The sequence below is a fragment of the Brevibacillus laterosporus LMG 15441 genome, assembly GCF_000219535.2.
GTDB classification, from domain to species: Bacteria; Bacillota; Bacilli; order Brevibacillales; family Brevibacillaceae; genus Brevibacillus_B; species Brevibacillus_B halotolerans.
In genome coordinates this window covers 742501-760084 of the sequence record NZ_CP007806.1, presented here as the reverse complement: position 1 = coordinate 760084, position 17584 = coordinate 742501, and the positions used below count along the sequence as shown (strand labels likewise).

Sequence of the window (17584 nt, the reverse complement as noted above, 5' to 3'; positions counted from 1 at the left end):
CTGGCATTTATTTCTGGAAGAAACCGATCTCCGTTAGTTCAATCTAAGCTCCATTTTTCTACTCTTCGTTGTCATTCCGATTGATTCATAAAATAAAATTGCAGAAGCATTATTCTCCGATACCCCTAATTCAATACTATCAACCTTCAGACTTCCCCCGAAATCAATAACATATTGCATAAGTCTCTTTCCAACGCCCTTATTTCTGTACGTTTCGGAAACACACAAACTATTTACAAATAATATTTTTCTCGCATTCACAAATGAATTTTCAGTTATGTCTTCTTCCTTCGTCACAACTACTCCGATTATCTCTAAGCCTATGGTAGCCACGAAAATATGCTGTTTGACATCAATTAGCTGGCTTTCGAAGAATTCTTTCCCGACTGGAGTTGGGTTTTCTTTATACAAATCTGGTCTTTCAAAAACGTGTAGATCATGAACCTGCCTGAACAAGAGCAACAAAGATTCGTAGTCATCTTGATGAGCGTTTCGGATAGATATATCCATATTTCTCCCTCCCCAATCAGTTAACGTATTTTACCACGCTTACTCTTTAACCAAAATAGTTTTACTGAGCATTTCTGCCCGTTAGTTCAATAATTTACAATGAGTCTGACACTTTATTTTCTGTGTACACCTTTCATTTCTGAAAATCCATTTAGGGAATTTTTTTTATGGAAGACTGACACGCGGTCTAGAGGCGGCATTGTGCAGGTTTTTGATACAATCACCTTCATACAACTTTAAAAGCTCATCTTACCCTATTTCTGTGCCTCTGTGGATGTCTGTACTTGGGTATTGCTATGTGTTGATAGGTATTCACCCAATTATGCATGGATAATCACCCAAAAAGTATACAGATAAATATAATATCTAGAAAATTAAGATTAAGTTAAGGAGTGATTGTATTGGTTTGTTATAATGTCCCTTATACCTATGAGCAATGTATGCAGGATTGCACATCTGGAGAAAATCCAGGTACAGTTGAAGAATGCGAACCTGTATGTAGACAGTATAAAACAAGGCCTTGGCATACAATATGTACAGAATCTATGCCATACCCGCCGTCAACACCATACGGTATGAGTCAACCAGTGCCTTATAGTCCACAGCCATATCCATATCCTTATCCGTATTCCTATGCTCTTAACCCTCAACCTCTTCCACCTATGCTTGATTCCTATCATCCTTTCAATTCCGATTGTATACGACGATGCGGAAAAAGTGGATTGAGTTCTTTAGACTGCTGCTATTTCTGCGGATTTTGTTAACAAACATGCTTTAAATTAACGAAAAAAATTCCGTGAAAATGATTCATATGAATCAATTAATCCACCCAGTCATTTTCTATTTTTATTCATCTAATAAATTATGGAAATGCTGTAGCCGCAGTTCCAGAACCAATGAGCTTGTAATCCCAATCTTTTACCACTTTTTAACCACCGTCTATCCTTTGTCGGTGGTTGAATCTTTTTAAAGCCTCATCTCCAAGAGCCTCTATCTTCTTTAGCGGTCTTCCGGTTATGACACTGCTCACATAATGGCTGCCAGTTGTTCCGATCCCAAAACAGCGTCTTATCTCCCTTGTGTGGAACGATATGATCAACTACTGTAGCACCAATTAGTAAGCCTTTATCAAAGCAATGTTTGCAGAGTGGGTGCTTTCTTAAAAATCCTACTCTTGCTTTTCTCCACTTGGCATCATAGCCACGTTGCGTAGATGATCCACGTTCCCTATCATACTACTGGACTTGTTTCTTTTGATGCAAAGGGCAATAAGCTTTTCTTGTTAGTGTTGGACATCTGGAATGTAAACACGTCTTTAATGGTTTGCTAGGCATTGTTTCATCCTCCTTGTTTAGTAGAGAAAATATCTATCAACATGACCTATATATATTTATTTCTTTTCTTTTGTGTACTTATTGCATACATCATGCAGCAGAAACTAGGGTTACTGTTACAGAAATGAAGGTTATTGCTTACAGAAACTCAACTGGTTAAAATACCCATTTCCGCTAAATTAGTTATTGTAAACAAAAACCCCTATTAATGTTACAGAAACTACAGTTCAAACAGAGTTATTGCGACATGATGTAAACAATAAGTACAAAAGAAAAAAGCACCACATTGGGTGCTTAATCTCAGCCAAACAATATCGCACTAAGCCATTTTTTATTACTGTATAATATTAAACACAGATAAATGGCAAATAGAAAAAATTGCCTTTTAAGTAAAAGAGCTAATGCATTAAGGCCTAGTAAGATTAACATAGCTATGTATGTCTTTCCAGTATCTTCGTCATCTAAATGGACAAACAAATAAATTGTAACAAAAATTGCAATAACTAATTGGATATAAAACCAAACTTTTTTAAACCGATCTGTTTTGCTAGGTGGCATTTTCTTATCTATGCTGACTCACCTCTGTCTCTGCAAACTTAACATCTATAAAGTATTATTATAGCGGTTCAACTACAAAACCAAAAGTTAGATTTGTAGTAGTAATCAAAACCCCATTACCTTCATTTGCTTCTTCTATTTTATTAACAGTAGTTTGGAGAAACCAGGCTATTAAAGATGAAACAAAAGTAACTGATTTTGAATCAGGATAGTCCAAAATGACATTTATCATGGCTAATAACGTAGCAAATGCGACTCCTGCTTTATGTTGGCGTATCATATCTCTAGTAGCCCTATCATCTAGCCACATTCCATAACCCCACCAATATACTTTAATGTCTACGTTGCCTTTTAGAGAACGTTCTTTTGCCATTGCCATTACTTTATTACTTCTTTTTTTGTTCTCTTTTATGGTCGTGATACTTAGGTCTTTATTTACTACAATATTACCCTCTTTTACTTGTATGTTCAAATCATTAATATGATTCTGAATATCATCAACAAATTCTTCAGGGATTGATAATTCAGAATGGTACGATTGATCTAAAGAGATTGTTCCATCCTCTTTTCTAATAACATATTCTGCTAACATTTCGACATATTTATTTTGATTCTCTTCAATACTTTTTTTAGCGGTAGATGATTCAGCAGCAGTATTAATTTTATCATAAGCTTCTGCTGGTACTGCTATAGCTGTTAAAAGAGCTAACATCGAAAGTGAAAGTAAGACTTTTTTCATGTTTTTCAAATCCTTTCAGACTTTTTTTTACAATATAAGCATAACATTCAAAAATAGGTAAATATATGTAAAAAATTCGACACCTTTTTCAATCAAACCAATATATTGTCGAATATTAATTTGAAAGCAATATAAAAAATAGCCACCCGAAGGTGACTAACCTTTAAATCTCATGATATAAATTTACTACAAAAAAGCTACCCGAATGATCGAGTAGCTGTCGTTGCTTTTATTTACAACCTTATTCTCCAAATGGAGCGCCATTCTACCGCCAATATTCCGCCATGTAGCCTCTACCATCCTGTATAATAAGTATAAAAAAAACACCAACTAAGGTGCTTTTTTAATGTAAAGAGTAAAAGTAATTTAATCATTTAAAATAAACATCCCGTTCCACAATTATTTGAAGTGGGACGGGATATCTTTATGTTTTTTACTCTTATAGAGTCATCATCTTAGGTAGTCGACAGAAATTTTAAGTTATCTTACCACGACATCAAATCTTTTTATTTGGCTTCCATTGTAATATTCATATAAGTCTCCATTCCTAGCATCACGATCGGCAAACAAATACCATGTTCCGTCAATTTTCGCAACATGTAAACCGTGACCTTCAACCGTATAAGAAGTGAATGGTGAAGTATACAATGATGTATTCCCGTCACGTTTTACACTCAGATTTGGTTGAATCTTTAATACTTGAGAATTTGTTTCTTTTGCTGTATTAACCTCAGTAGCTGCAAAAGTAGGAACAGCTAAAGCACCAGTAAGAACCGCGAAAGTAGATAAAGATGCTAACAGTTTCTTCACAACAAATCACCTCAAAATTTATTTGGTAATATTTACCATGAATTCATGTTATCACCGATCTGTTTATAAGTAAACTGCTTTTTGGTAATTTTTTCAATATACTTTCTATACCAAGAAATTAAAATAGCCACCAGCAGGTGACTAACCTTTAAATCTCATGATATAAATTATCCTTATATTAAACAGAGTTCTTGCGACATGATGTAAACATTAAGTACATAAGAAAAACACAAAAAAAGTAACCTCATTTCCCAAATTTTGAACTCACTTAACCAATAAAATAATATAGAAACAAAATCCCGTTCCACTTTTAACAAGTAAGAAACGGGATTTATTTCATTGGTTTTTAGTTCTTTTGGACTTATTTTATTGTACCACTATCTAAAAATATTAACTAGTGAACAGTAACAACATATGTTCTAATAAAATTTCCGTTAGTGTCATATGCATATAATGTCCCACTTTGAGCATTCGGTGAGGCAGATAGATACCATGTTCCGCCTTGTTTATAAACACTTAGACCATAACCATATACCTCATAATATCCTATACCAGCTGAATACAGCGATACTATTCCACCTTTGTTAACATCAAATGCCGGTTTAACCAATAATACTTGAGAGTTTGTTTCATTTACAGTGTTAACCTCAGTAGCTGCAAAAGTAGGAACAGCTAAAGCACCAGTAAATACCGCAAAAGTAGATAATGATACTAAAAGCTTCTTCACAACAATCACCTCAAATTACATTTGGTAATATTTACCATAAATTCATGTTATCACCGATCTGTTTATAAGTAAACTGCTTTTTGGTAATTTTTTCAATATACTTTCTATACTAAGAAATTAAAATAGCCACCAGCAGGCGACTAACCTTTAAATCTCATGATATAAATTTACACCATCTAAAACCTAATGGAGAGGCTTTATAAGCTTTTTTTATACCTATTTTTTACTATTATTTGGAGCGGATTTATTTTACATTTCTTTTGGTTTGTATATAATAGATTGTAATCAACTATGATCAAACCAAAAGGAGGAAAATGAATTGTCATTAAAACGCGAGTATTTAATTGAGCTTGGGATTGAAAATATAATTAACTATTTACGCCGATCTCGCCAAGATGAGGAACGCGAAAGACGTACCGGTGAAGATGTTCTAAAAGAACAAAAAGAAATAATGGATCGCATTTTAGAACCATTAGGCATTCCTTTTACTCAAAAAGCTGAAGTTGGTTCGGGAGATAAAATTTCTACTAGACCTGTATTTCAAAATGTAATTGAGGAACTTCGAGTGAAGAAGTATCAGGCTATTGCTGTGAAAGAGATATCACGGATGGGGCGCGGATCATATACAGATATGGGGATAATATATGATTTAATTGTTGATAACCGTATTTTTATTATTACTCCATACAAAACATACGACCCTCGAAATTCCTCAGACCTAAGACAAATTAGGTTTGAACTATTTATGTCTAGGGAAGAATTTGAAACTACTAGGGAGCGACTTTTCGGGGGGCGTGTGAATAACGCAATGGCTGGACGTTGGGTTGCTGGTGCGGCTCCGTTTGGTTTTAACTACAATAAGACAACAAAAAAATTAGAAATAAATGAAGAACAAGCGGCAGTTGTTAGAATGATTTTTAATTACTATGTTAATGGTGTTCCACAAGAAAACGGTACACGCCGCGATGTGAGTTTTCGCGCTCTTGCAACTTATTTTAGTAAGAAGACACCGATTAAAACGCCACAGGGTAAAAGAGAATGGACTTTTATGCAATTAAAACAACTAATAACAAATGAAAGATACATAGGGACAATGAAGTTCCGAGTGCATCAAACTATTAATGGAAAAAGAGTAGTTCGTCCTGAAGAAGAACACATAATAGTACCTAATGCTATCCCTGCAATTATTGATATGGAAACATGGGAACTTGCTCAAAAAAAAGTCAAGGACTCATCTCACAAACCTAGAACAAAAATGGATTTTTCACCTTGTGAACTTGCTGGATTGTGTATATGTAATCAATGCGGTAAACGTATGGTAAGACAGTATAGTACCCAAAATTATAAAACTAAAGCAGGGACTATAAACACTTATCACAAGGAATTTTTGTGGTGTACTACCTCTGGATGTACTTTTGTGAAATACAGAGCAATTGAGGAAGATTTATTGGAAACTCTAAGACACTTTCATGACATGGAAGACGATTTATTAAAAGAAGAAATTTCAACAAAGCTTACTGAGGATAAAGAAACAAATAATGCTGATCTTATTGAAGATTTAACTGGATATTTTGAGCAAAGAACTAAAGAACTAAAAAATAGACTCAGTTTTATTTATGACAAGTATGAAAATGGTATCTATACAGATGAAATGTTTTTGGAACGTAAAGCGGAAATTGATAGAGAGATGGAGAAACTAAATGATATAAAAGAGAACCAATCAACAGAAAATAATGAACAAAAATTTGACCCTCAAATTATCAAAAAAAATATTGGTTCGATTTTAGAAGCATATAAAACCAATACTAATAAAACACAGAGAAACAAAATTCTACGCTCTGTTTTTGACCATGCCTATATTACAATAATTGAAAAAGGGCGGGGGAGAAAACCAGCTAAACATGTCATATATCCAGTATTAAAGCATAACATACTGCAAGATGATTTTTTAGTACCATGAGATAATAACCGATTCATCTGCTGAAATCAGAGCAAATCTACCCGCTTTGAAATTACCTTCTTGAGTTAGCGATAATAAATGCCACAGGAATTTTTCATCGCATTTCAGCATCTCTTGGAATTCCATGATACCACGGTTCGCTTTGTTTAATTCACCATCAAACCGATAGGCACGAGGATCAGATTCAGAACCATACTTCGTAATCGTAGAAAAATCGATAGTCCCCGTTAGATCGGCAATATCCTGCGATTTTGGATCAGACGGGCTAAAGGTACCAATCCCCACTCTTTTCGACTCCGAAAAGAAAATCCGTGTTACGGGGAAATCTTCTATTCGGCCACCGTACTCTGTTTCCAATCGCATTCTGTTGAAAGGAGTTAGCTCTCCTTCAATCTTCACACCAAATTCTTGCTCAAATTCAGGACGTAGTTCATGCGGAACCATGTGGAGGGGTTCTTCTTGCATAGGGCATCCTTCTAGCGCATAAATTGCACCTTCATCTGTACGGGAATACTCCTCCAAACCACGCTTCAGCATCGTTACGATTGTTGATTTCCCCCCGCTGACCGGGCCCATTAGCAACAGAATTCTTTTTCTTACGTCCAATCTTCTTGCTGCAGAATGGAAGTATTCCTCCACCAGTCGCTCAACACTACGATCTAAACCATAGATTTCACGTCCGAAAAATTTGTAACTCCTGCTACCATCTTCATTTTCTTCAATCCCATGGCTTTTAATCATGTTGTAGACACGTGAATGAGCCGTCTGAGCAATCTGTGGATGTTTGCGGACAAGCTCAAGATATTCAGCAAACGTGCCTTTCCACGTTAACTTTTCTTCACGGGCCCGGTGCTCTGCAATTCTTTGTAAAATATCCATGCAAGTCACTCCTCCCTAAACCAGCCAATAACTGTAGATTAATTTTTACAAATATATGTCCCGATATTTTTTAGCATTCTTGAGAAACCCCAAAATATCAGGCGAAAATTAGGTTCTCTCCTATGAGTATGCAGATATGCCCATCATGTTTCACTCAAGTAGTTAGAAGTTTTCATAAAAGATGAAACAATTCTGTCAAGTCATACAATAGGCAAAAAAGTCAGTCTACGTTATAATGGATGTACTACAGTAAAGAAAGGAGCTCTACTCTATGGGTACGTTTATTGTTGGTGGAGTATTCGTCGTCTTTCTATTCTTCATCTTGACGGCTGGATATAACGAAGATAAGACCTGGAATATGTAAAGTAGAAGTTCGTACGATTCTGTGGCTGTATTCGTTTTTAGGCATTAATACGCTTCTAAATACTTATACTTTTCAAGATATTTTAACGCATTGATAACCAGACGAGGCACATATCCTGTGAGCTTGGGCTGGTTATTTTTAATAGGTAAGCAAAAGAAAGCTGAATCGACATGCTACTCGCCAGCTCCTTTGTAGTTCGACTTATCGCTGTTATAACGGTAACCACAGCTAAATGAAAAAATACTGATCAAAACAAGGCAATAATGGTTTGCCCAAAATACTCGGTGGTTTTGTTACACTGCAATGTCCATCTAAAATTATCGGGGGTAATGCGGAGATTTCGGACGTGGCTAAAGTCGGGGAGAAATCTGGACGCGATGTAAGTAAATATATAGAAGGAACTTATTGAACTCTCTAGCTTGCTTAACAATATTAGAAGACTCATATCATTCTAAAGAAAACAGCCCTTCGTGTGAAAGCCATAAAAATTTATAACGGTCAAATTAATAATCAGCGTATTGCTGGTCAAGAAGTAACATCCGCCCTATTACACCAAGAAAGATTTTATCATTATTTCAGAAAATAGATTAAATGAAGTTCGAGCGCTTTGAAAGAATTTTTCATAAAAAAAGCTGCCTTTTTTGGGCAACTTAATTTTTCTGTTAATCGCTTGTTCTTTGTTTTTTTTTCTTTGTCTATTCATTCCCAGTCTTATTCATACTTCCACTAATAATTGTCTAAGCTTTAGCAAAAACACCCTGACGATTTATAATTGCTTGATATAATTCCTCAATCGTCCCTCGTTGGTCTACCTGATAGGTAGGCTCCCCACGATCCTCCATGTAATTGGTCACCAAAAATGTTTTTACACCCAATTGACTTGCTACCATGTCTTCCTGCATATGATTTCCTACCATGATGCACTCTTCTGGTGCTACTTGTAGACGCTCACATACTTCACGATAATACTCCAGATTAGGTTTTGTGAAATGAGATGTCTCATACACCGTTACCCATTCAAAATCTTCGGGTGTTAATTCAAGCCACGCCAATCTCCCGTATATAGCTTCTTTTGGAAAAACAGGGTTTGTAGTAACAGCAATACGATAACCTGCCTCTTTCGCTGCTTCCACTAATTTTTTCCCCCATGGTGATGGATTGGTGTAGTGTGATAAATTTGGAAATAGCTCCACATAAAATTTTTCAAAGATAGGCCATACATCTTCTTTCTTCGTGCCACTCTTTTTAACGAAATTCTCAATGAATATCTGTTCGTTTGTTTTATCTGCTTCCTTATTAATAATCATTGCTTTTGTTGAATCCCATAGCCAACTAATCAATTGCTTTGATTCAAAGGCATCCCCTACAAACTTAGCTAACTCTTTTAGATAGTTCTCCACGAATTGATCAGTATGCATCTCTAATAATGTTCCATCTAGGTCAAAAAAAACGGTAGTTGCCTGTGACATAATTTCCTCCCTTTGAATACCCTACCTTATATTTATCTACAGAAAAACAACAAGCTAGTTTAATCCAATCCTGGAAAGCCAATCTGCCGTAGCCCTTCAAAAGTAACAATGGCTGCACAATTAGATAAATTCATAGATCTGGTTGCGCCTCCCATAGGAATACGAACAATTTGACTAGGATCGTATCTGTCCATAATTTCTTGTGGAATGCCACTAGTTTCTTTACCCAAGATAATAAAATCGCCAGGTTGAAAAGCGATATCGCTATAAGACCTTGTCCCATTTGTCTCTACAAAGAAAAAACGATCTGTTTTATGCTCATGAACTTGGGCGAAATGATCAAAATTATCGTAGTAGCTGATATTTACTGCATGCCAATAATCCAATCCCGCTCGTTTCAGAGCCTTGTCGTCAGTTGAAAAGCCAAGTGGACGTATAAGATGCAAATGAACACCAGTAGCTGCGCAAGTTCTGGCAATATTCCCTGTATTGGCTGGAATTAATGGTTCATGTAGTACGATGTGTAAAGACATAGACGCTATCTCTCCTCTAACAAACTCATTATCATCTTATCGTAAAAAAGATAATTCCGATATGCTTGAAAAAAGCTTTTAGAAAGAAAACCCTAAAGAACAGCTTCCCCCCAATTCAAAAGAAGCAAACTACTCTTTAGGGTTCTTGACCATTCTTAGTGATTTTGTAAGTACCAAATTATTTGATAAAAAAGCACTTTTTTAGGTTTTTCTTATCTGAACCTTTGCTGTAACAACATACAAAGTAATGTTTTAATTATCGATGGCCATCACATGAAAGAAGCGATACTTGATAGCAGGTGTATAAGCTGTAGAATCTAAGTACTCCCAATAGCGATACTGCGCATTAAACGTGTGCGCATTCACTAACGGAAATCCCTGCTCATCCTTTGCCACGACAATTGTATTATGATCCCATCTCCCATCCCCAGTAAAATCATAACAAATGATATCACCGAGTTCCAATTCCTGCGGAGATTCCCTTTGTTGAGCATAAAAAGGAGCCCCTCCTTTTGCCAACAATGATTCTAGACTATTTGCAATGGCCCAACTAAAACTCCATCCCTCTTTCCGATGACGATACCACCATCCTTTGGCCCTACTATTAGTAAATATCATAGGAATTCCACCTGCATGCAAGCATTGAGAAATAAAGTTGGTACAATCATCCTGAAAATAAGGATATGCCGGGTTAGGAGTTTCCCAATACGTATTTGCATAAGCAACAGCGGCTTCCCGATTATAACGATAGGATAGAACAACAGGATGGATTTTTGAATTCACTACATCATTAGGCAAACTATTATGTGAGGAACTACCCTGCTCTTGATTATTGTTCATGGAATTTGCCAAATCAGAATCATTGCCATGAAATAACGGCATTGGCATCCCCCACACCTGTTCGAATTTCCACAGGCTTCCGTCATCAGAGATTAATTTTATTTGTTCGTTGGTCTGTATTTCATAAAACTCAAGAGGGGCAGATGGAGTCGGTCTGTAATAAATTCTCCTATGAAGAAGTCCTGATACTATAACATTTGAAGAGCACGCAGCCTCATAAATAGGTGTTAGCTTTGTATGAACCGCATGCAATGACCAGCTTTCGGGATCGTATTGTCCATTCCTCCATTGAAGCCAAGCTTCCTGCCAATACCTAATCGCTTTCTTTGTTTCTTCCGTAAGTTTCATTTGTTGGGGCAAAATAGAAAAATTCAGGCTTAGAAGTGCCTTATCTATTTCTTCGAGATATTGGTTTACCTCAGTTCTCCAAGCTTCTCCCACCATATTACGTATGCTCCCTTCCATTTCGGGATGTACGCTTCCGATCAAGTATTTTCAACGTATAGCATTCTTAATCGGGCAACTAGCATCTATTGCTAATTATATGGTTAAGAGCCTTGACCCATGAGTATGCAATCCTCACAGCATTCAGCTAGTAAACCTATAACATTGTTTCTGTTATTTATCAATCGGTAATACCCCTTCTAAAGAAAGTAATTGTTCCTTAATGGATAGCCCTCCACCATAGCCGACCAAGGATCCATCCGCCCCAATTACTCGATGGCATGGAACAAGTAACGAGACTGGATTTTTGTTGTTAGCCCCTCCTACTGCTCTTACTGCCTTATCTGAGCCAATAAAACAAGCAATTTCTTTATAAGAGCGTGTCTCACCGTAAGGAATCGTAAGTAATGCATTCCAAACCTTTTTCTGAAACACTGTTCCATGCAAATCTATAGGAAAAGTAAAGGTTTTACGTTTTCCTTGGAAATAATCCCGCAATTGTTGGTGGAGCTCATGGTGTTTTTCCGGTGTAGGACGATCTGCTAAGGTATATTGCCATTTTTTTGCCCAGCTTTGGACGGCAAGCATGCTTTCCTCATCTTGTCCAAATTGGATATAACAAACACCAATTTGATTCGTAACTAAAATCAATCCCCCAATAGGTGCATCCATATAAGAGTAATACAATACATTCATCCTTACTCTCTCCTTTATATTTAGCATTGTTATGTGCTAGATATTACGGAAGCAACCTTCTAGGTATTATTGTTCGCTGTCACGTTTTTTCCTTCTAGCTTTTTTAATGCTTTTTGTATCTCTTGCAAAACAGACTCATCTTGTTCCTTGAGATTGGCTAATTTCAATGCTTCCACTGCTAACTCTCCACCAATCCGTCCTAATGCCCACGCAGAGGTTCCTCGGATAACGGGGCGTAAATCTTTATTCAAAAGCTCGATTAGATCTGGAATTGCTGACTTATCTCTAAAATGTGCTAAACCCAAAATGGCATTTCTTTGTATAGGCTTTTTACCGCGCCAAGCTGCTGCTGATTTTCCAAACCTTGCTTTAAATTCTTTATTTCCAATTGTAAGTAGGGGCTTTAGCAAAGGTTTAACCAGCTCTGGATCTGGTAAAGTTTCTGGGTGATGTGTAAAGTTCATCCCTTTATTTTTAGGGCATACCGTCTGACAGGTATCACAACCATATAATCTATTGCCTATTTTTTCACGGAATTCCTCTGGTATTTCGTCCTTCACCTGAGTAAGAAACGCTACACATCTCTGTGAATTTAGTTGCCCACCTTGAACTAAGGCCTGCGTTGGGCAAGTATCCAAACAAAGTGTACAGTCTCCACACTGATCCTCTATTGGCTGATCGGATGGTAACGGTAGGTTCGTGATCATCTCGCCTAGATAGACATAAGAACCGAATTCTGGGGTAATAATGGAACAATTTTTCCCTACCCATCCTATTCCCGCTCTTTCAGCTACAGCTCGATCAGACAAGACACCTGTATCTACCATAGATTCTAAACGTGCTTCTGATTCCAATGTTTGAATAAAATCGGCAAGTTGGTTCAATTTATCACGTAGAATGTGATGATAATCTACCCCCCATGCGGAGCGGGCTAAAATCCCTCTATACGCCTCTGGTTCTGATTTGGGAAAATTGGTCATCTTGGAGGGATAGGCAATAGCAATAGCGATGATAGAACGTGCTCCCTCAAGAGTAAGCTCAGGATACACCCGCTTATCAATGTCCTTCTCTTCAAAACCTGACTCATATCCTTTTTCACGATGCACGATCAGTCTGTCTTTTAATTCTAAAAAGGGATCTGCTGAGGTAAATCCTATTTTATCAATGCCTATTTCTGCTGCATAACGTTGAATGGTTTCTTTTATTTGTTGCCAATATGCTGTGTCTAGAGATGGCTTCACCGGTGTTTAATCGCTCCTGTGGCCAATTCGTCGCAACGATTATTCCATTCATTGTCAGCATGGCCCTTTACTTTTACATAGCTAACCTGATGAATTTCCATGAGTGACAGAAGCTCTTTCCATAGCTCCTGATTCTCCACAGGTTGGTTTTTGCTATTTTTCCATCCTCGCTGCACCCAGCCCACATGCCAACGCTGTTGAAAACAGTTTACAACATAGGCACTATCGCTATATATCGTAACCTTGCAGGGCTCCTTAAGAACCTTTAAAGCCTCGATAACAGCCTGCAATTCCATTCGATTATTTGTCGTTTGCTCAGCTGATCCGGACATTTCTTTTTTATGTTCACCATAAAACAGAACCGCTCCCCAGCCACCTGGACCAGGATTACCCGAGCATGCTCCGTCCGTATAAATTGTTACTTCCTTCATCGTCGTTCCGTTCCCTCCTTGGTTTCTATTTCTATTGTATAAAAGGACAGAGCCCTCTACAAAAATATTTCACTGAAATCTCTTCCCTCATGTTACGTGATCTGTTACGTAAAAACAAATGATTTCCCCTTTATTCCCATGTTTGTTATTGGCTTTTCCATGATCTGATTAAACATGCTGTATGTCGTTTGAACATGTACTAAAAAGCTTATAGTGCTGACGGAATTTTATATATTTCTAAAGAGTGATATACTATTTTATAATTTTGTATTTGAAAGGAGCATTTTTCATGTACATAAACATTGATTCTAATCTGTTAGAGAAGCTTCCTGGTTTTTCTTTGGGAATGATTCATTATTCGGGAATGTCCCTCTCTAGCTCTCCCAAAATGCTAATGGGTCGCATGAATTATTTTATTGAATCTCTGCGTATAGAGCATTCTCTTGAAAGCATGAAGAATATCCCTAATCTAAGCTACTGGCGTGCTGGGTTTAAAGCATTAGGTATCGATCCTAGTCGATACCGTCCTTCTTCTGAGGCGTTACTGCGCCGAATTCTACAAGGAAACCCCTTTCATTGGGTAAATTCTGCAGTCGATGTAAATAATTTTTTATCAATTACGCATTTTCTTCCTTTTGGTCTATATGATGTTCACAAGCTACAACTTCCAATACGTTGTCAATTAGGTACAGAAAATGATGTTTATGCAGCTCTAAATGGACGTGACGTTACTATGAACGGAAAAATAATCTTAGCTGATGAGAATGGAGCATTTGGTAGCCCTATTGTTGATTCTCTCCGAACCAGTGTAACAACTGACAGTACAGAGCTCATACAGATCATCTTTATTCCACCAAATATTTCACCAAACGAACAGGAAAAAATAATTGGTTCCTCAGCTAGAATGATGATCGAGATCAATGGCGGTGACATTGTTGAATCCGCAATTATTTCAACAAAGTAAATCAAAAAAGACGAATTGCCTAGGAAGCAGATTCGTCTTTTTTTGTCTCTACAGTTTGTACCGCACGATTAGGGTAAATAACATGTTCTAATAACAAAACTAATAGCACACCCACTAGGAGTCCATTACTACATAAGAAACTCAGCATAGGATGCAGAGTTCGCCACGCATCAGGGGCAACAAACATGATACCTAATCCCAATAATAAAGAACAACCTACCACAATAATCGTTCGTTCATTAAAAGGAATTCTTTTAAAATCTCGTAAACCAAATCCTAGGATTTGGGCATACGCAACAAACATAGCTGCATAGGCAACTGGTGTTGGCAAGGTTGCTAGTATATTAGAAATAGAAGGAAGAAGCCCAATTATCATCATGAAAGACATAGCTAAAATAAAGGGTAATCTAGATGCAATCCTTGTCGTTTGTATAAACGCCGCAGCAAGTGTGAGTGGTATCATTCCCACAACCCCTGCCAATCCAGATATGAGATGGGACACACCTGTAAATACTCCACCTTTATCAAAGTGTCTCTTTTCTGCCTTTTCTTCCGTTGTTTCACCAATTACTGCAATGCTAGTTATTAAATTAGTTAAAAGAATTAGAGTTGTAAGTACACATGTTATTACAATCCCTAGATCCCAATGAAACGGTCCCCAGAAAAACAACCGGGGTAAAGTTATCAAACTCGATGATTCTCTAATAGGATCTGTCCAGCCCATTAAAGCATATGTTCCCCAACCTGCTAACATTCCGATTAATACTGCAAAGCTAGCAACAGCTTTTATTTTTTGACATAGTAACACAATCATAATAATAACAATAGAGGCTAAGGCAATACTGGGAAGTACAGTAGTTGAACCATGATACCCTACTCCTAGCATCCCTTTAATAAAATTACTAGCTAGTGATATTGCTAGTAAAATCATATAGGTCCCGGTTACAGCAGGGGTAAAAAGCTTCTGCAATTTACTTATAGACTTGGTGAAGCCTAAAATTAAAAAGATTAAACCCGAGATGACCATCCCTACCTGGAAGGATTGTCCTATTTCCATTGGGGCTAAGCCCATTGTAACACCTATTTGGCCTAACATAAGAAAAATACTCCACCATAACCCTGCAGGTGCCTCCATCATAGGATATCTATGACCAATCCACCCCTGGATTAGGGAGGCTAATCCAATATAAAACAAAGTCTGTTGAATAAATAAAGCTGTTTGGGCTTCGCTTAAACCATAAGCTTCGCCAATGACAATAGGTACTGCAATGCTACACGAAAGAGTTACAATAAACCACTGAACAGCTGCCGGTATTGTTACCTTCCAAGGTGGTGTACTATGTAAGCCGTACTTCACACCGTCTTCCCCCTTACCATCTTCCTATCAAATGACTCTGAATTTATTTTCGAACCAAAATAACCTGCGCTGTAAGCAGTAATATAGTAATAAAAGCAAAAATGCTTTCTTCTCTATTGAAGAAAGCATTTCCTTTACGTATGGTGCCGGTAGAGGGACTTGAACCCCCACGGTTTCCCTCACGATTTTGAGTCGCGCGCGTCTGCCAATTCCGCCATACCGGCATGTTCAATTTCAAATAACCATTTCAATTTATTGCCCTATAAATCTATCATATTTTTCTATAAAAATCAACATATATTATCAATACTTGTAGAAAAATATCAAATCGTTTGAAATGGAGGAGGTACCCGGATTTGAACCGGGGATGAGGGTTTTGCAGACCCGTGCCTTACCACTTGGCTATACCTCCATATATGGAGCGGACGACGGGTCTCGAACCCGCGACCTTCGCCTTGGCAAGGCGACGCTCTACCAATTGAGCTACGTCCGCATAAAAAATGGGGCGATCGATGGGAATCGAACCCACGAGTGTCGGAGCCACAATCCGATGCGTTAACCACTTCGCCACGACCGCCATATTAATATTATAGTGGCAGGGGCAGTAGGAATCGAACCCACGCCAAAAGTTTTGGAGACTTTTGTTCTACCATTAAACTATGCCCCTACATAATGAAGGTGGCTCGGGACGGAATCGAACCGCCGACACGAGGATTTTCAGTCCTCTGCTCTACCGACTGAGCTACCGAGCCAAACATACTTGCCATACTCTTAATCAGAAATGGCGGAGCTGACGGGACTCGAACCCGCGACCTCCGGTGTGACAGACCGGCGTGAACTCCAACTTCACCACAGCTCCATAATTTGGTTGCGGGGACAGGATTTGAACCTGCGACCTTCGGGTTATGAGCCCGACGAGCTACCGAGCTGCTCCACCCCGCGACAATAAAATATTAAAATGGTGGAGGATGACGGGATCGAACCGCCGACCCTCTGCTTGTAAGGCAGATGCTCTCCCAGCTGAGCTAATCCTCCAGATAAATGGTGACCCGTAGGGGATTCGAACCCCTGTATGACAGCGTGAAAGGCTGCTGTGTTAAACCGCTTCACCAACGGGCCAAATTATGGCGGATGGAGTGGGATTTGAACCCACGAGACGAGTTGTCCCCGCCTACACGATTTCCAATCGTGCTCCTTCGGCCTCTCGGACATCCATCCATATGGCTCCTCAGGACGGACTCGAACCGCCAGCCTACCGGTTAACAGCCGGTTGCTCCACCATTGAGCTACTGAGGAACAATGTGAAAAAATTGTTCTTTCAAAACTAGATAATGAAGTCAGCATAAAGGCAATGTGGATAAGTCCTCGACCGATTAGTATTCGTCAGCTCCATGCATTACTGCACTTCCACACCGAACCTATCAACCTCATCGTCTATAAGGGGTCTTACTAGCTTGCGCTATGGGAAGTCTCATCTTGAAGGGGGCTTCACGCTTAGATGCTTTCAGCGCTTATCCCGTCCGCACATAGCTACCCAGCTGTGCCACTGGCGTGACAACTGGTGCACCAGAGGTGCGTCCATCCCGGTCCTCTCGTACTAAGGACAGCTCTCCTCAAACTTCCTACGCCCGCGACAGATAGGGACCGAACTGTCTCACGACGTTCTGAACCCAGCTCGCGTACCGCTTTAATGGGCGAACAGCCCAACCCTTGGGACCTACTTCAGCC

General features: G+C 38.4%; 14 protein-coding genes, 12 tRNA genes, 1 rRNA gene and 1 pseudogene (1 of these 28 cut by a window edge). 2 read left to right on the top strand and 26 right to left on the bottom strand.

Going from position 1 to position 17584, the window contains the following annotated elements:
- Nucleotides 1-33: 33 nt before the first annotated feature.
- The 5 genes from BRLA_RS03880 to BRLA_RS03855 form a co-directional block, all read right to left on the bottom strand.
- Nucleotides 34-510, bottom strand: a complete 477-nt coding sequence (locus tag BRLA_RS03880) for a GNAT family N-acetyltransferase (RefSeq protein WP_003335371.1) — start codon at nt 508-510, stop codon at nt 34-36.
- A 974-nt stretch (nt 511-1484) separates the two neighbouring features.
- On the bottom strand, nt 1485-1601 hold the full coding sequence (locus BRLA_RS25115; RefSeq protein ID WP_336603404.1) for an HNH endonuclease: 117 nt from the start codon (nt 1599-1601) through the stop codon (nt 1485-1487).
- Nucleotides 1602-2460: 859 nt separating this feature from the next.
- Entirely contained in the window at nt 2461-3141 is a 681-nt protein-coding gene (locus tag BRLA_RS03865; RefSeq protein WP_003335372.1) for a hypothetical protein, read from the bottom strand.
- Between the two features lie 480 nt (nt 3142-3621).
- Nucleotides 3622-3951: a hypothetical protein gene (locus tag BRLA_RS03860; protein ID WP_003335375.1), complete on the bottom strand. Its 330-nt coding sequence runs from the start codon at nt 3949-3951 to the stop codon at nt 3622-3624.
- Between the two features lie 394 nt (nt 3952-4345).
- Nucleotides 4346-4678 (bottom strand): hypothetical protein, encoded by a 333-nt coding sequence (locus BRLA_RS03855; RefSeq protein ID WP_003335376.1) that lies wholly within the window; start codon nt 4676-4678, stop codon nt 4346-4348.
- 319 nt (nt 4679-4997) lie between these two features.
- On the opposite strand from BRLA_RS03855, the gene BRLA_RS03850 reads away from it, so the two are divergent.
- Nucleotides 4998-6638, top strand: coding sequence for a recombinase family protein (locus tag BRLA_RS03850; RefSeq protein ID WP_003335377.1), 1641 nt, complete (start codon nt 4998-5000; stop codon nt 6636-6638).
- Between the two features lie 3 nt (nt 6639-6641).
- On the opposite strand, the pseudogene BRLA_RS03845 reads toward BRLA_RS03850, so the two are convergent.
- The 7 genes and pseudogenes from BRLA_RS03845 to rnhA all read right to left on the bottom strand — a co-directional run.
- A pseudogene (locus BRLA_RS03845) lies at nt 6642-7517 on the bottom strand (protein prkA); the annotation flags it as partial.
- A gap of 1101 nt (nt 7518-8618) precedes the next feature.
- Entirely contained in the window at nt 8619-9350 is a 732-nt protein-coding gene (locus tag BRLA_RS03840; protein ID WP_003335380.1) for an HAD family hydrolase, read from the bottom strand.
- Between the two features lie 59 nt (nt 9351-9409).
- Nucleotides 9410-9883, bottom strand: coding sequence for a tRNA (cytidine(34)-2'-O)-methyltransferase (locus BRLA_RS03835; protein ID WP_003335381.1), 474 nt, complete (start codon nt 9881-9883; stop codon nt 9410-9412).
- 252 nt (nt 9884-10135) lie between these two features.
- Nucleotides 10136-11167, bottom strand: coding sequence for an amidase domain-containing protein (locus BRLA_RS03830; protein WP_003335382.1), 1032 nt, complete (start codon nt 11165-11167; stop codon nt 10136-10138).
- A gap of 174 nt (nt 11168-11341) precedes the next feature.
- On the bottom strand, nt 11342-11863 hold the full coding sequence (locus BRLA_RS03825; protein ID WP_003335383.1) for a methylated-DNA--[protein]-cysteine S-methyltransferase: 522 nt from the start codon (nt 11861-11863) through the stop codon (nt 11342-11344).
- A gap of 59 nt (nt 11864-11922) precedes the next feature.
- Nucleotides 11923-13104, bottom strand: a complete 1182-nt coding sequence (gene queG, locus BRLA_RS03820) for a tRNA epoxyqueuosine(34) reductase QueG (RefSeq protein ID WP_003335385.1) — start codon at nt 13102-13104, stop codon at nt 11923-11925.
- Entirely contained in the window at nt 13101-13535 is a 435-nt protein-coding gene (gene rnhA, locus BRLA_RS03815) for a ribonuclease HI (protein WP_003335386.1), read from the bottom strand. Before rnhA ends, queG begins: the two co-directional genes overlap by 4 nt.
- A 289-nt stretch (nt 13536-13824) precedes the next feature.
- Here rnhA and BRLA_RS03810 point away from each other — a divergent pair, with 289 nt between their 5' ends.
- Nucleotides 13825-14499 (top strand): B3/B4 domain-containing protein, encoded by a 675-nt coding sequence (locus BRLA_RS03810; protein ID WP_003335387.1) that lies wholly within the window; start codon nt 13825-13827, stop codon nt 14497-14499.
- Nucleotides 14500-14518: 19 nt separating this feature from the next.
- Here BRLA_RS03810 and BRLA_RS03805 read toward each other — a convergent pair whose 3' ends face one another.
- From BRLA_RS03805 to BRLA_RS03740, 14 genes are all read right to left on the bottom strand, one after another.
- Entirely contained in the window at nt 14519-15856 is a 1338-nt protein-coding gene (locus tag BRLA_RS03805) for a purine/pyrimidine permease (RefSeq protein WP_003335388.1), read from the bottom strand.
- A gap of 141 nt (nt 15857-15997) precedes the next feature.
- Nucleotides 15998-16080: transfer RNA gene (locus tag BRLA_RS03800), tRNA-Leu, on the bottom strand.
- A 114-nt stretch (nt 16081-16194) separates the two neighbouring features.
- A tRNA-Cys gene (locus tag BRLA_RS03795) sits at nt 16195-16268 on the bottom strand.
- Between the two features lie 5 nt (nt 16269-16273).
- A tRNA-Gly gene (locus BRLA_RS03790) sits at nt 16274-16349 on the bottom strand.
- An 8-nt stretch (nt 16350-16357) separates the two neighbouring features.
- Nucleotides 16358-16433 (bottom strand) — tRNA-His (locus tag BRLA_RS03785).
- Between the two features lie 16 nt (nt 16434-16449).
- A tRNA-Trp gene (locus tag BRLA_RS03780) sits at nt 16450-16523 on the bottom strand.
- Nucleotides 16524-16535: 12 nt separating this feature from the next.
- A tRNA-Phe gene (locus tag BRLA_RS03775) sits at nt 16536-16608 on the bottom strand.
- Between the two features lie 30 nt (nt 16609-16638).
- A tRNA-Asp gene (locus tag BRLA_RS03770) sits at nt 16639-16715 on the bottom strand.
- Between the two features lie 6 nt (nt 16716-16721).
- Nucleotides 16722-16798 (bottom strand) — tRNA-Met (locus tag BRLA_RS03765).
- 17 nt (nt 16799-16815) lie between these two features.
- Nucleotides 16816-16891 (bottom strand) — tRNA-Val (locus BRLA_RS03760).
- 7 nt (nt 16892-16898) lie between these two features.
- Nucleotides 16899-16975: transfer RNA gene (locus BRLA_RS03755), tRNA-Glu, on the bottom strand.
- A 6-nt stretch (nt 16976-16981) separates the two neighbouring features.
- Nucleotides 16982-17074 (bottom strand) — tRNA-Ser (locus BRLA_RS03750).
- Between the two features lie 3 nt (nt 17075-17077).
- Nucleotides 17078-17152 (bottom strand) — tRNA-Asn (locus BRLA_RS03745).
- Nucleotides 17153-17209: 57 nt separating this feature from the next.
- Nucleotides 17210-17584, bottom strand: a 23S ribosomal RNA gene (locus BRLA_RS03740); it runs 2555 nt beyond the window's last position.